Source organism: Caballeronia sp. (assembly GCF_028292365.1).
GTDB lineage: Bacteria > Pseudomonadota > Gammaproteobacteria > Burkholderiales > Burkholderiaceae > Caballeronia.
The window spans coordinates 16,080-30,233 of sequence record NZ_JAQGMM010000522.1; the positions used below are offsets into that span (position 1 = coordinate 16,080).

Genomic DNA, 14,154 nt, shown 5'->3' on the forward strand with positions numbered 1-14,154 from the left:
TGAAACTGTGCTTCCTAGCGTATAGGCGAGACTGGTATAACTGAAATGAATTCTCTAAATATCAGGTATAGCCGTGCACAATTTCAATCGACTCGATCTCAACCTTCTGGTCACACTCGACGTGCTGCTTAGCGAACGCAATGTGACGCGCGCCGCGGCGCGCCTGAATCTGTCGCAGCCCTCTGTCAGCGTTCAACTGGGCAAGTTGCGCGAAGCATTCGATGACCCCCTGTTGCTGCCGGGCCCCAGAGGCATGGTGCCCACTCCGCGAGCCGATGAGCTGCGCGAGCCGCTGCGGGAAGCGCTCGAAAACGTGAAACGTGTCGTGATGGCGAACGAAGCGTTCGACCCTGCGTCCGCCACGAATACGTGGCGTGTGGCGGCGGCAGACTACGGGGAGCTGGCTGTTCTCATTCCCACGCTCCGACGCCTTCGGGCGAGCGCTCCCGGAACCCGGCTGGCCGTCCTGGAGAATAATCCGGTACGTATAGCTAAGCGTATGGAAGACGGCGAGATAGATTTGAGTCTGCAGACCATGGATGCCGTACCCGCAGGCCTGAGAGCGCGAAAACTCTTCGACGAACACTACGTCCTGGTTGGTCGGATCGGGCACCCGCGACTGAATCGGCGGCCTACCATCAAGCAATTCTGTTCCATGGAGCACGCGATCATATCGCCAAGCGGCGGCGGCTTCCAGGGCGTGACTGATACTGTCCTTGACGCTTTGGGGTTGTCGCGTCGTGTGGTTTGTTCGGTGCCGCACTTTCTAGTCGCGATCTCCGTCATTGAGGAAACCGACCTGGTGGCGATGCTCCCCTCGAGACTCATTGCGGACAAGCCTACGTTGAAACGGGTTAACGCGCCGGTCGACGTGCCCGGTTACACCATGGCGATGGTCTGGCACGAACGCTCACATCGCGACCCTTCACACCGGTGGCTGCGGGAACAGATTGCCGGAGTGGTGGGAGGCGATGCTGAACTTTAAAGTTCAGCGCTGAGACAGAGAAGACATGCGCCACTACGCTTGCCCGTGGACGAAGCGCATCGCCGGACCGGGCATCGTGCCTGGATGCCCCGGTTCATCTACTTTCCCGTACCCGTTCGCACGAGGCGCGCCCGGTACTGCGGTCACTCTCCCGGTTTGCGAACCGCCGCCAGGAACTCGTCAACGCTCAGGACTTCGTGGCCGAAAGTCGGGTAAGAGATTTCAAGTGCGGCCTTATGAGCTTCTTCGGTGAACTCCGCGACTGCGTCCTTCAGGAAAGTCAGGTGATAGCCGGCCTCTGTCGCGTGCCGGCCCGTGCCTTCAACACATGTCTGCGACGTCAGTCCGGCCAGGATCACCTTTTCAATGCCGCGCTTCTTGAGCTGCTCGTCCATGTCGGTACCCATGAAGGCGTCAAAGGTCTTGTGCCGGCCTATGACGATGTCACCGCTCTGCGGCCGAAATGGCTCATAAAAATCGGCGCCGAATTCTCCCTCCCAGAACATCTTGTTTTCCATCGCTCTTTGCATCCGCAACGGCACGTACTTGAAGTTGTCGAAGCTGCGCTCATGCAGTCCGTGCGGCGCATAGACAATCTGAATGCCGGCGGCACGTGCGCCCGCGATCAACCGGGTGAGGTTTTCGATCAGGTTGACCTTCTCGATCTGATCCTTGATTCCCGGATTGATCTTACCTTCCGGCGATAGGAAGTCATTGAGAACGTCGACGAGAATCAAGGCGGATACGTTCGTAGGGTAGGTCGGATTTGCCATATAGGCCTCTGAATTCGTTGTGCAACACCAGGGTAGGTCCTGAGAGTTTGCGTGAAGCTCTAACCTGACGGCAGTCGACTCATGAACGATCGGGACGATCACTGCGCGAGTCTGCAATCAATACTTCAAATATTGAAGTCACAAGGAAACAATGTCAAGAAACGATTTACATGCCGCCTGCGCTAGCGCGTTTCACGTACGGGCGCTGACACGACCCATCGCGTCTCCACTCGCGGATCGTTCGCTCATCCGGTCCGGAGACGGGCGCGACTGCGGTGATTGAATCCTATGAAGAACTGGCTTTCATGGGTAAGCAAGACGCGACTGATGCGTGTGGCTGCATGCGGATCGACGCGCCCTCGCCATGAATGCCGATGGCGTTTATTCCAGCCCATGGGGCACCCTTCAGGGACGCCCATAGCATGCCCGGCGCGCATCGACGATAAGCTATAATATTCATGGATAGCAGCTATTTTTCGGGTGCCTTCAAATTAGGCAGCTACTCAGCGCCGCGTTCAGAAACCACAGACCGTTTCAAGGCTATAGTGATAGCGCGACGGTCCTGGTAGACGGCGCGAATGATCGGGAAGGGAAATGCCATGAGTTGGGATGCAACATCAGAAAGTGTTTGCGATATTGCACGCGGACTGTCCGTCTTCGGGGATCGATGGACATTGCTGATCATGCGGGAAATCAGCATGGGCGTACGTCGTTTCGAAGATATCCAGGCGCAGACCGGCATGTCTTCGAACCTGCTCTCCATGCGGCTGAAACGCCTGGAGGAAGATGAGGTCATCGAGCGTAGGCAGTACAGCTCGCATTCCAACCGCTTCGAATACTACGCAACCCAGAAGGGCAAAGAGCTGGACGGCGTCCTGCTCGCAATTCGCGCGTGGGCTTTGCGCTGGGGCGGACTGCCAGCGGATGCAGAGCCGGCCGTCGCGTTGGTGTATAGAAAGACGGGCGAGACTATTGACGCACTGTGGCAAGTCCCTCGCGGCAAAAAGCCATTCTCTTTCGCTGACACTGAAAGCAAAATCAGCAAGGCATTCGCGAAGGAACGGGAAGCAAGGGTTGCGGCTTTCAGGGCCAGCCGTGGAAAGAGCGTCGACAAGCCGGAGCAAAAGTCGAGTGCTGCTGCGAAAAGCGCTGCAACGCTAGCGAAGAAAACCGCAGCAAACGCTGCGTCAAAAACGCCAAGACGAATGGCGGATGCGCCTGCTAAGCCAGGTCTCAAGACAGCTAAACCCGCCTCCAAAAAAGTCGAGTTAACCATTGCGCGCCCGCCTGCAAGAAAGAAAGCGTCGCCGATCAAGAAAGCATCGAAAGCAGCCTGACGCTTGCCGGCTCCTGCTCTGCCGCCCTGCTGCAATCACTGCAAACCAGGGCGGCGTAGCAACAAAGATTCTCGTCCCCTCACAGTCCCCTGTCATAGACCCGGACCGACCCCATTCCACCCTCCGCCAAGCGCCCGTAGCAGCGAAACCGTTGCCACCGCCTGCGCCTGATGACTCCGGATCAGTTGACGCTTGATGGCAAGCGCACTGCGGTCGGAATCGACAACTTCAAAATAGCTCACGTAGCCGTGGTTGTATCGACTGCGTGAAAGCGCCGCAGCCTGAGAAGACGCGCTCGACGCAGCGCCATAGTCATCGGCTTGAAGACGTTGGGCCGCAATATCGTTAAGCGCATCCTGTACTTGGCGAAATGCCTGTAGCGTCGTCAAGCGGTAGTCCGCCTCTGCAATCATGTATCCCGCCTTAGCTGAATCTACCGCTGCCTCGCGACGGCCGCCATCGAACAAGGTCTCGGCAACACTGACGCCCAATCCCCACATCGAACTATTCCGGTCGAGAAAGGTTCGTAAGCTGTCGCTTGCAAACCCACCGCTAGCAGACAAGGTAAGCGATGGCAGGAATGCCGTTTTCGCGATGCCAATCTGCAGCGAAGCCACATCTAGCCGCCGCTGGGCAGCAAATACGTCCGGACGATTTTCCAGGAGCCCGGAGGGCAAACCCACTGGCACCGAAGGCAGGACAACTTCGTCCTGCCTGTTCGCAACAGAGAGATCAGTAGCCGATCGCCCTGTCAGTACCGCGATAGCATCAACCAGATTTTCCCGAAGCCGGTCACTCTCTTCCAGTTCGGCGGATGCCGTCTTCAATTCTGTTGTTGCGCGAAGGGCGTCGAGGTCACCAGCAGAACCCGCCTTCACCCGTCTATTAATCAGGTCGAGCGCAGTCTGTCGAAGCGCGATTGAACGCAGTAATTCGGTGTGGTCGAAATCGACAAACCTGAGTGTCAGATAGTCGCTCGCGACCTCCGTCGAAATGCGGAGCGTGACGGCATCGGCATCAGCTTGCACGGCAAGAAGCTTGTCCTGCCCCGACACGACTCCACCCCTCAAACGACCCCATAAATCGACCTCGTAAGTGGCATCGACGGGCACGGCCCAGTTATGCAGCGTTCGCTTTGGTAGCGCTTCATCCACGGTCTCGGAGACACGGTTTCGATCGAAGCCCGGAGCCGTACGCACGGTGGGCAGGGTGTAAGACTTGTCCACGTCGAGCAGTGCCCGCGACTGCGCGATGCGAGCGTTCGCCGACTTGATTTCGAGGTTCTCCCTCAAGGCGGAATCGACCAGGCTGGTCAGTTGAGGATCCGCGAAAAGACTGGCCCAATTCGACAACCTGGCGGTATCGGAGGGTTTGGCAACGTGACCTGCTGCTGTCACCAACGCTGCTTCGCTGTGTCGAAACGGCTGACCGCTCAGCGCCAGGTCGGGTAGCGGCTGAGGACTCACGGTGCATCCCGACGCCACGTAAACGGCACCCAGGAGCCAAAGGTTCAAGCGCGTCATGGACCCTTGCCCTGAGCGCCTAACCTGGCAGTCACCGACATGCCCAGCGCAATATGCCGGCTTGCAAGATCCAGATCGTCAATCAGGATCTTGACAGGAACTCGCTGTACGACCTTGGTGAAGTTGCCGGTAGCGTTATCCGGCGGCAGCAGCGCAAACTGAGCGCCCGTGGCAGGTGCGAAGCTCTCTACGTGGCCCGTCAACTCAACGTCCGGCAATGCGTCGAAGCGAAGGCTCACGATATCGCCTGCGTGAACATGCTTCAATTGGGTCTCGCGAAAATTCGCTACGACCCATGCATCCTTTTCAACGACGGCAAGCAATGCCTGTCCTTGCACGATACGTTGCCCGGTCTCGACCGTCTTCTTACCCACGTAACCATCGACGGGCGATACAACATCCGTATAGTTCAACTGCAGGGAAGCATCGCGCAGGTTGGCTTTGCCCTGGGTTTCTGTGGCCACCGACGACGCCAATGTTGCTTCCGATATAGCCAATTGCGCCTGTGCCTGAAGCACGCGCGCAGCGGCGGATTTGCGTGTTGCATCGGCTGCGTCATATTCCTGCTGCGATAAGCCGCGAGGCGTCTCGCGCGTAAGTTCCTGTGCCCGCCCGAAGTTGAGATCGTCACGTTGTGCATCCGCGGCCGCCGCCACGATCGCAGCCCTTGCCTGCGCGATCAATGCCCGCGCCTTGGCCTGATCTGCCTGTGTCTCCTCGACCCTCGATTTTTCCAGCGCGACGCGCACATCGAAGTCGCGCGTATCAAGCCGGACGAGTTTGTCTCCAGCGTGGACGAACTGGTTGTCCCGCACCAGCACCTGCTCGACTGTGCCATTGACTCTTGCTGCAATGGTATGGACGTGACCGGTCACGTACGCATCGTCGGTACCGCGATCGCCTGACCCGTATGCATAAGCAAGCACTGCACCCAGTGCAACCGCGAAGGCAACCAGCCCCAGGATAGCTATGACCCTGCGCCTGTTCGACGCCGCTACTTCGCTGCCTGTTCCATCCACGGTATTTCAACTCCTCGTTTGCTCACCTTGAAACATGGCGTATGCTACGCTTTCATATTTGAAGTCACAAGTGGCCAGGCGAGAACTTACATCGGCAATGAAAGCAAACACTGAGAGAGTCGATCCCCACATTGCTGCCGCGATTCCGCGAGAAAGCCTGCGTCCGTATGCGGCGATAGGAGCAGTATTGCTTGGCACCATCATTTCGACCTTCACGTCGCGCCTGACGTCCTTAGGGTTAGCGGACTTGCGCGGTGCGCTGGGCATCAGCTTCGACCAGGGTGCCTGGATCAATACCGCGTTCAACGCCGGCCAGATGTTTATCGGCCCCATCGCGGTGTGGGCCGCATTTGTGACGGGTGTTAGACGATTGCTTATCTACGGTGCAGCGATATTTTTCATATCGCAACTCGCACTGCCTTTTTCGCCCAACTTTGCCACGCTGATCTTTATTCAGGTGGTTTCCGGACTTTCATCGGGTGTGTTCGTTCCCGTGGCAATCGGGGTAATCGCGAGAACGCTGCCTCCCAAGTGGCTGCCCTTCGGAATCGCCGCCTATGCGATGAACATCGAGATGTCGCTGAATGTTTCGGCAACACTGGAAGGCTGGTACAGCGAACATCTCACATGGCACTGGTTCTATTGGCAGAATGCCGCGCTGACACTGCCGTTCGTTGCTTTCGTGGCGTTGTCCATTCCTAAGGAACCCTATCCCTCATCAACGTTACGAGGGGACCATGCAGGGATGCTGTTGGGAGCGAGCGGGTTCGTCTGCTTGCTCGTCGGGCTGGACCAGGGAGAGCGGCTATTCTGGTTTCAGTCAGGTTTTGTGACCGGAATACTCTATGCCGGAGCGGTACTGCTGGCGACGTTCCTCGTTCGGGAACTCCTGGCGAAATCGCCTGGAATCGCGCTTGAATACCTGCTGAAACCCAATATTGCCCTGTTGTTAACACTCACGTTGCTGACTCGTTTTGCGCTGCTCAACACAAGTTTCATACCGCCTATTTTTCTAGGTGCCGTGCACAATCTGAGGCCACTTCAGATTGGTGAAACGCTACGCTGGATTGCTGTTCCCCAGATCTTTGCCGCGCCTCTTGTCGCATTCCTGCTGCTGCACATTGACGCTCGCCGAGTCATTGTCGCGGGTTTTGCCATTGTTACGATCGCATTTCTTCTTGGCGCCAACATCACACCCGACTGGGTTGAAGGAAACTTTATTCCTTCTCAGTTACTTCAGGGAATTGGACAAACAATGGTTGTCACGTCGACGGTCTACTTCCTGATCAAGCACCTTTCTCCGGAATACGCACTGACATTCGGAGCGCTGGTGCAGACCACTCGCCTTTTCGGAGGTCAACTTGGCACCACGTCCATCGCATTCGCGCAACGCGTTCGAGAGCACATGTATTCGAACGACCTTGGCATGCACCTTAACAATTTCGATGCACAATCAGTTGAACGGATAATCTCCCAAGCCGGGATCTTTTCAGCAGGGCAGACCAGTGTGCTTTCCGTGCCGCTTGCAACGTACGCTTTGATCGATCGTGCCGTTCGCGTTCAGGCGACCACGCTCGCCCTCGCGGACAACTATCGGATCGCCGCCACAGCGGGTATTGCGGGGGTTTTGATTGCGTTGGTTCTCCGCAAACCACCGGCGAAGATTTGATTGAAGCGCATTGAGGAGCCGGGTCGGCGTTATCTATGTGGTTCGTAGCCAGATCCGGCCACGCCTCCCCGTGCCTCAAGCCGGTGCCGCGTTAGACCGCATCGTCAACTTCTGACGTGCGGCCAGCACGCCGTGGATCTGCGACACCACGGCAGCGCCTTCACCCACGGCTGCCGCCACTCGTTTCGTCGAAGCTGACCGGACATCTCCAATGGCAAACACACCCGGCACACTAGTTTCAAGCGTTGTTGTTCCGTAGATCGTGCTGCCGCTCACCGCATTGCCGGTCAACACGAAGCCACCCTGGTCGGTGTCTACGCTGCATCCTTGCAGCCAGCTTGTATTCGGATTGGCGCCTGTGAACAGAAAGAGATGCCTGACATGCAATCTCAGCGGACCCTCTGGTGTAGTGCAATTCAACGCGGCCAGTGCGTCTCCTTCCCCCTCCATAGACTCGATCGAAGTCTTGCGATGAAGCGTGACATTGGGTAACGCAGCGATACGGTCGATCAGATACCGCGACATGCTTGCTTCCAGTCCCTGAGCACGGATCAGCACGTGAACATGGGATGCATGCGACGCCAGATAAACGATCGCCTGTCCGGCCGAATTCCCGCCGCCCACAAGCGCAACCTCGACTCCTTTGCACAGTCTGGCTTCTACAGGGGACGCCCAATAGTAGGTGCCATGTCCTTCAAATTTTTCCAATCCTGCAATCGCCGGCTTGCGATAAGCGGCACCCGTAGCAATCACGACCGTATGCGAAGCAATGCGACGACCATCCGTCAGTTCAATCTCGACGGGAAAACAATCGCAATGAAGCGCCTTGATCTGCAAAGGAATCGCAATGTGAGCTCCAAATTTTTGAGCTTGCACGAATGCGCGACCCGCGAGTGCTTGTCCGGAAATGCCAGTCGGAAAGCCTAGATAGTTTTCTATGCGAGAGCTCGCCCCAGCTTGCCCGCCCGGTGCCCGGCTATCGAACACGGCGACCGACAAACCTTCGGACGCTGCGTAGACGGCTGTAGCCAATCCAGCCGGTCCCGCGCCTACGATTGCGACATCATAGATATGCTCGCGATCGAATTCAGGCAACCAACCGAGTTGCGACGCAAGCTGGTTTTCGTCCGGGGCACGCAGCACTGTGCCATCCGAGCAAATGACCAGCGGTAGATCAGCATCTGATCTGGACATGCGCTCGAGCAACTGGATCGCATCGGGGTCCGTGTCGGTATCGATCACCGTATGCGGGTGGCCGTTTCGGCTCAAGAATCCTTGCAGCAATATCAAGCGCCCGTCGTCGGATTTGCCGAGCAGTATGGGTCCGGTTCCACGCTCGATCAACCTGACCCGCCGGAGAATCAAAGAACGCATGATCCGTTCTCCCAACTCAGCTTCAGCAACGAGCAGCGCGCGCAAACGCTCGGGCGGGATCAGGATGACCGTCACGTCGCCTACTGCGTGGCCGTCGACGAGTGACGGCCTTCCCGACAGTTGACCGATCTCCGCAACGAAGCGTCTGGGTAGTTGTTCGAGCACCTCGCTCACGCGTCCGAGACCGTCGCGTCGTGTAATGCTGATCCGGCCGTCAAGCAAAACGAACATGCCAGGCACAGGCACGCCGGATTCGAGCAACCGTTCGCCGGAGCGGTACGTTTGCATTGTGCCGAACGGCCTCATCCGCTCGATTTCTCTGTCGCTGAGTATGGGATGGGTTTGATGATAGCGGTCGTCGAGCGCCGAGAACGGAGCGTCTCCTGTCATGACGCTCTCGTTTTGAAGGGTAGTTGCGACACCGCTTGAAACAACATTGAGTACGTCATGCAACGGCAGCGTGCCATCGCCCGCTTGCGTCTTGTGTGTTTCAGTTAGTTCAGTCATTGGTCAGAGGTCCCATCGAGTAAGCGAGGTTGCAAGTGCACTGCAAGCGCGGCGGCGTGGCAATCGGCGAGGCACCATGTATGGACCTGAATTCAAAGCGTCACAAAAAAGTGTGATCGATCCCCTGTCAGTGACCGTTGGGTGAGACATAGGATGATTACAGTGCTCGCCATCGGCCTAACCCTGTCCTATGTTCAAAGGTTATTGATAGCGCGCTTTCATACCGGTTTCGCCATCTTCAGGGTGCCATTAAATCACTGAGGCGTTTCGGTGGTGAGCAACAATTCGGCTTAAGTTGATGGTGCTGTCCTATGCGGTGATCCGCTTACCTCGCTGAGCAACCGCAGCGACCCGCAGCGACCTGAAGCGACCTGAAGCGGTGCGAGAAATTTTGATTTTCCTTCTATACCTTCACATTTTGAAGTAACGTTACACCAGATGCCCGTCATTGTCAAAGAACCCCGCCCTCGTCCACGCGAAGAAGTGATGAGGGATATCTGACATCGGCCGCATTTCAGACAAGGCGCTTGCATAACTGGTATCTCAACAGATCCCCCTTACCGCGTTGGTAACCCCGTTGATTTGAAGACAATGGCAGACAAAAATATCGTGACTTTCATTTTTAAAGCGTCTACTCTTGATTCGCGTCGGACCCTCGACAAAGAGCCGCATTACTGGCTGATCGACGCTCCTGAACCGGATGATCGGTCCACTTCGACCTGAACAATCCAGCACGCCTCACTTCGCGTGCGACTGTCCAGTCTTCCAAATGCTCACTGAATACGAAAGGCAATTTCATGACTGCAACCTATAGCGCAGATCGAACCGGCCTCCTCATCGTCGACCCATATAACGACTTTATGAGTGAAGGCGGGAAGTTGTTTAACGCCATCAAGGCGACGGCCGACGTGTCCGGCATGTTCGACAATCTCCGCAAGATCATTCCGGCTGCGAGATCTGCTGGAATCCAGGTGTTCATCGTGCCTCACCATCGCTCGCATCATGGCGACTTCGACGGCTGGCAACATATCAACATGTTCCAAAAAGCGGGACTTCCCACCAAGGCTTTCGAAGTCGGATCGTGGGGTGGTGAATTCAATCCCGAATTCGGGCCGCAGCCAGGTGACGTGGTCATCAAGGAACACTGGGCGCAAAGCGGTTTTGCTAATACCGACCTCGACGCACAATTGAAGCAGCACGGTATCCAGAAAATCATTCTGATCGGATTGATCGCAAACAGCTGCATTGAATCGACCGCGCGCTTTGGCATGGAGCTTGGTTATCACGTCACGCTTGTGACGAATGCGACCGCGGCATTTAGCGTCGAGGGCATGCAAGCCGCGGCAACGAACGCCCCCATGTTCGCCCATGCGATTTATTCGACGGCGGAGCTTCTAGGACATCTTCCCGTGGCTTGAGATGTATCTCCACCAAAGCATGCGGACCGCTTTTACTCGGGTCCCACCTGTTTTTGGGTAGCTAAATTACGTCGGTGGACACTGCATCGCGGCGTTAGAGGCCCCGTGCGCTCAGTTCAAATACCGCCTCTGTCTCCAGTCGACAGTGAGGCTGGGGGCGTCTTTTCGCGGCCAGATGGCGAGTTACGCAATATTAAGATTTGCTAATTTACAGGGCTTGTCGGCATGAACTTATGCCCCTGGTGCCGACCGCTCTCCAGCTCCAATAAGAGGGAGATAGAAGACGTCGAGCGCCCAAAAACTCAGACCGCATGACCATGCCACGTTCGATCGGCATTGATCTGGACGCAGGACGCGCCGAAACCAGATATCACGTACTTATTTGCGCACGCCTCGTGGCTCGCGCCGGAGGGCAAGGAATGCAATTCGGCGCGCCTCTCGTTCGGCCTGGAACGCGGCGCTTATCACCGGATCGGCTTCATCGAAAGTGAAAGGTCTGTCTCCGGCCGGAGTCTTCCATAGAGCACTGATCCCCTCTCCCGTCGCCCTCAACTTCCAGGTAAGCGACGGCTCGGCCTCAGGATCGAAACCGCCCCACTTCTGCCCCCAAGCCTGAAGCGCGAGTAATACCGCATCAAGCTCTTTGCCTTTGCTTGTTGCGGAGTATTCATAACGCGGCGGTCTGACGCTATAAAGACGCCACTCAATCACGCCTTCCGCTTCGAGTCGCTTCAGTCGAGTCGAAAGCAGGTGCGAAGACATGCCCGTCTGGGCCTGAACCTCTTCGAACCGGCGCATGCCCATTCCAAGTTCCCGCAAGATCAACAGGGTCCAACGGTCGCCCACTACGGATAGCGATCGGGCAATTGGACAAAGACTATCGCCAATATCATCCCAGCGCATGTCGGCTCCTACATTCCGGGTTGTACAACGCTTGTGCGTTTGAACGCCGACCTGCTCGAACGCACGTCCGGCAAATGCACAGTGCGGCGGTTTTTTTGCTGTCGTTCGCTTCTTCATTTTCTTGGCTTCATTTTATGAAGTAAACCAGATACTACGTTGGGACAATCGAAATATCCACACTATTTTTTCATTCCACAGATGATCGATACGAGGTTGGCGATTGCCGGGGCGATGACAATGCGCCGCAAGTGGCGCTGCGGAAAAACTGTTGCCATGCACTATCTCAGACACGATCCTGCCCCGTGCATTGAGGCACCGGGCAAGAGCGTCTCTACTTTTTGACCTTCGTAACACGCAGTGCGTGGCTTTCCGGTTCAGCCTGTTTATGGCCTGCTGGTTCTCAATGAAACTTAAATGGAAATGCTGCTCAGTGTGGTGCCCCAACATCTCCATGCACCGGCGCGCGCCATGTAAGGCCGATGACAACACCGAGCACGCAAAGTGCTGCGATGTACCAGGCGGGTGCCATGACGAGGCCCTGGCGGCCCACCAGGTACGAAGCAACTGCCGGCGCAGTCCCACCGAAGATTGCGTAGGCCGTGTTGTAAGACAGCGCAAAGCCCGTAAAGCGGACTTCAGGCGGGAAGCTCTTGACGATAATGTACGGCCCGAGCGTGATGGTGCCGATCAGGAATCCACCCGCAATATAGAGCGGCCACACCGCGCTGCTTCCGGAACTCAGTGCGAAGTAGAAAGCGCCCGTCACAGCCAGCATGGCAAGGCTGCCCAGCGCATACGCACGGCCACCGCCAATCTTGTCCGCTGCCCATCCCGCAGCGGTGCTGCCGATGATCAGCCCGAAGATCGACCAGGAGTTGTTGGTGAAGACCGCTTTCGCTTCGTAGTGAAACTGCGATTGCAGGAAGGTCGGCGTGTACAGGAAATACAGCACAAAGATTCCGGAGAACACCCACGTGGCGAGCAACGATACCGCAATCGCACCCCGATGATGCTTGAGCACCACGGACAAAGGCAGACGCGGATCGGAAGCACGCTTGGCGCGAAGAGCCTCGAAAACAGGCGTTTCATGCAGATAGCGCCGCAGGTAGACAGAGATCAGTCCAAAGATCCCGCCGGCGATAAACGGCACCCGCCAGCCCCAGCTCTTCAGGCTCTCCGCGTCGAGGTTACCCATCAGGTACTTTGCGCTCAACGCACCGAGCAGGATGCCGGTGCACAGCCCTGACATCAGGAGCCCACACGCCAGTCCCACACGATCACGCCGGACGTGCTCAGAGCAAAAGATCCACGCGCCCGGCACTTCACCGCCAACGGAAAGGCCCTGCAGTATCCGGCACAAAAGGAACAACAGCGGCGCGATCATGCCGAGCATCGCGTAACTGGGCAGGAGGCCGATCAGCAGCGTGGGGAACGCCATCAGGAACAAGCTGAGCGCGAACATTTTCTTGCGCCCGATACGGTCGCCGAAGTGAGCGAAAAAGATGCCGCCGATCGGACGGACAAGATAGCCCGCGGCGAAGATACAAAAGACCTCGAGTTGGGCGAGCCACTCCGGCGTGTGCGGGGGAAAGAAGACCGTGGCGAGCAACTTGGTGAAGAATACGGCGACGATGAAATCGTAGTATTCGAGCGCGCCGCCCAGCGAGGCGAGACCTAGCGTCTTGACGTCGCTCCAGGACATCGACTGCTGCCGCAGGGCCGCCTCATTTGATCTGGCAGGTGTAGTACTCATTGTTGGCTCCAAACACGTGAAAGTTGATGCCTGGCAAAATTGCCGAACCAAAATAATCAGCATACTGACGATACAAATATCGTTTCGACAACGGACGAACACGCTGGTCGATATCCTTGCGCGACGCTTGTTAAGTTAACTCTTAAACTTGAGAGAAAACCCTGTCTGTGAAGAAAGTCTGGCAGCTTGACGGTAAAATCATCAGCGCACTGACAGATTAGTTTTTATCCGGAAAAAAAACCAAAAGCAACAGTGGTTCGCCCAGGGGTTGCACGAACCGGAATGCGACGAAGCTGCCGCCCTCCTACGTGGCGCTTCCTGCCATCAGGCAAGCGCGAGTTACACTTGACCCAACAGACAGGACTTACTGGAAAGGATGAACATGGGCACAGTTACGGACAAGAAAACTACCGTCTCGAATCCGACGATCGAGACCGGTCACTTATGGCAGCGTCCGGGCTTTCTAGTCCGGCGCCTCAACCAGATCCACGTCGCGCTGTTCTTCGAAAGCTGTAAGGACTTCGCCATTACTCCAGTTCAGTACGGCTTGCTTACGACGCTAAGCGAGCGTCCCGGGCTCGACCAGACGTCACTGTGCGCCGAAGTTGGCGTCGACCGTACAACCATGGCCGACGTTCTCCGGCGCCTGGAAGAGCGTGGGCTCGTCAAGCGCGAGGCCAGCCCCGCTGACGGACGCCAGAAGATTGCAAACATCAGCGTCAAGGGGCGACGCGTAATGAACGAAATGTACGAGAGCATGCGCGAAGCGCAGGTCCGGTTTCTGGCGCCGCTGGACCCGCAAGAGCGCGTCGAATTCGTCCGCATGATGATGCAACTGGTCGAGGGCAACAACCAGTACGGCCGCACGTTGCTCAAGCACTTCGACTGACAAC

General features: G+C 56.8%; 11 protein-coding genes. 5 read left to right on the forward strand and 6 right to left on the reverse strand.

What is annotated here, in order from left to right; genetic code table 11:
• The first annotated feature begins 73 nt into the window (after nt 1-73).
• The gene (locus JWR14_RS30620) at nt 74-985 is read left to right on the forward strand and encodes a LysR family transcriptional regulator (protein WP_299716898.1); all 912 of its coding nucleotides are present in this window, start codon (nt 74-76) and stop codon (nt 983-985) included.
• 143 nt (nt 986-1,128) lie between these two features.
• Here the strand turns inward: JWR14_RS30620 and JWR14_RS30625 are convergent, their stop codons facing one another.
• Nucleotides 1,129-1,860, reverse strand: a complete 732-nt coding sequence (locus JWR14_RS30625) for an isochorismatase family cysteine hydrolase (RefSeq protein WP_299716900.1) — start codon at nt 1,858-1,860, stop codon at nt 1,129-1,131.
• Between the two features lie 497 nt (nt 1,861-2,357).
• Here JWR14_RS30625 and JWR14_RS30630 point away from each other — a divergent pair, with 497 nt between their 5' ends.
• Nucleotides 2,358-3,095 carry a helix-turn-helix domain-containing protein gene (locus tag JWR14_RS30630; RefSeq protein ID WP_299716902.1) on the forward strand — a complete coding sequence of 246 codons (738 nt, stop codon included), beginning with the start codon at nt 2,358-2,360 and terminating at the stop codon, nt 3,093-3,095.
• Nucleotides 3,096-3,187: 92 nt separating this feature from the next.
• Here the strand turns inward: JWR14_RS30630 and JWR14_RS30635 are convergent, their stop codons facing one another.
• Both JWR14_RS30635 and JWR14_RS30640 read right to left on the reverse strand, forming a co-directional pair.
• Nucleotides 3,188-4,618: an efflux transporter outer membrane subunit gene (locus JWR14_RS30635; protein WP_299716904.1), complete on the reverse strand. Its 1,431-nt coding sequence runs from the start codon at nt 4,616-4,618 to the stop codon at nt 3,188-3,190.
• The gene (locus JWR14_RS30640) at nt 4,615-5,637 is read right to left on the reverse strand and encodes an HlyD family secretion protein (protein WP_299716906.1); all 1,023 of its coding nucleotides are present in this window, start codon (nt 5,635-5,637) and stop codon (nt 4,615-4,617) included. Before JWR14_RS30640 ends, JWR14_RS30635 begins: the two co-directional genes overlap by 4 nt.
• 97 nt (nt 5,638-5,734) lie before the next feature.
• Between JWR14_RS30640 and JWR14_RS30645 the strand changes: the two genes are divergently transcribed.
• Complete coding sequence (locus JWR14_RS30645; protein WP_299716908.1) at nt 5,735-7,306, forward strand: MFS transporter; 1,572 nt, start codon at nt 5,735-5,737, stop codon at nt 7,304-7,306.
• Between the two features lie 75 nt (nt 7,307-7,381).
• Here the strand turns inward: JWR14_RS30645 and JWR14_RS30650 are convergent, their stop codons facing one another.
• Complete coding sequence (locus tag JWR14_RS30650) at nt 7,382-9,070, reverse strand: FAD-dependent oxidoreductase (protein WP_299716918.1); 1,689 nt, start codon at nt 9,068-9,070, stop codon at nt 7,382-7,384.
• Between the two features lie 914 nt (nt 9,071-9,984).
• On the opposite strand from JWR14_RS30650, the gene JWR14_RS30655 reads away from it, so the two are divergent.
• The gene (locus JWR14_RS30655; RefSeq protein ID WP_299716910.1) at nt 9,985-10,605 is read left to right on the forward strand and encodes a cysteine hydrolase; all 621 of its coding nucleotides are present in this window, start codon (nt 9,985-9,987) and stop codon (nt 10,603-10,605) included.
• Nucleotides 10,606-10,983: 378 nt separating this feature from the next.
• Here the strand turns inward: JWR14_RS30655 and JWR14_RS30660 are convergent, their stop codons facing one another.
• A complete protein-coding gene (locus JWR14_RS30660; protein WP_299716912.1) occupies nt 10,984-11,625 on the reverse strand; it encodes a helix-turn-helix domain-containing protein in 642 nt (213 codons plus the stop codon).
• Nucleotides 11,626-11,935: 310 nt separating this feature from the next.
• The gene (locus tag JWR14_RS30665; protein WP_299716914.1) at nt 11,936-13,261 is read right to left on the reverse strand and encodes an MFS transporter; all 1,326 of its coding nucleotides are present in this window, start codon (nt 13,259-13,261) and stop codon (nt 11,936-11,938) included.
• A 382-nt stretch (nt 13,262-13,643) separates the two neighbouring features.
• Here JWR14_RS30665 and JWR14_RS30670 point away from each other — a divergent pair, with 382 nt between their 5' ends.
• Nucleotides 13,644-14,150, forward strand: a complete 507-nt coding sequence (locus tag JWR14_RS30670) for a MarR family winged helix-turn-helix transcriptional regulator (RefSeq protein ID WP_299716916.1) — start codon at nt 13,644-13,646, stop codon at nt 14,148-14,150.
• The last annotated feature ends 4 nt before the right edge of the window (nt 14,151-14,154 follow it).

Excerpts from the sequence above, each read along its gene's own strand:
- JWR14_RS30630 (WP_299716902.1), top strand. The coding sequence starts at position 2,358 with ATGAGTTGGGATGCAACATCAGAAAGTGTTTGCGATATTGCACGCGGA.
- JWR14_RS30635 (WP_299716904.1), bottom strand. The coding sequence starts at position 4,618 with ATGACGCGCTTGAACCTTTGGCTCCTGGGTGCCGTTTACGTGGCGTCG.
- JWR14_RS30645 (WP_299716908.1), top strand. The coding sequence starts at position 5,735 with ATGAAAGCAAACACTGAGAGAGTCGATCCCCACATTGCTGCCGCGATT.
- JWR14_RS30650 (WP_299716918.1), bottom strand. The coding sequence starts at position 9,070 with ATGACAGGAGACGCTCCGTTCTCGGCGCTCGACGACCGCTATCATCAA.
- JWR14_RS30655 (WP_299716910.1), top strand. The coding sequence starts at position 9,985 with ATGACTGCAACCTATAGCGCAGATCGAACCGGCCTCCTCATCGTCGAC.
- JWR14_RS30660 (WP_299716912.1), bottom strand. The coding sequence starts at position 11,625 with ATGAAGAAGCGAACGACAGCAAAAAAACCGCCGCACTGTGCATTTGCC.
- JWR14_RS30665 (WP_299716914.1), bottom strand. The coding sequence starts at position 13,261 with ATGAGTACTACACCTGCCAGATCAAATGAGGCGGCCCTGCGGCAGCAG.
- JWR14_RS30670 (WP_299716916.1), top strand. The coding sequence starts at position 13,644 with ATGGGCACAGTTACGGACAAGAAAACTACCGTCTCGAATCCGACGATC.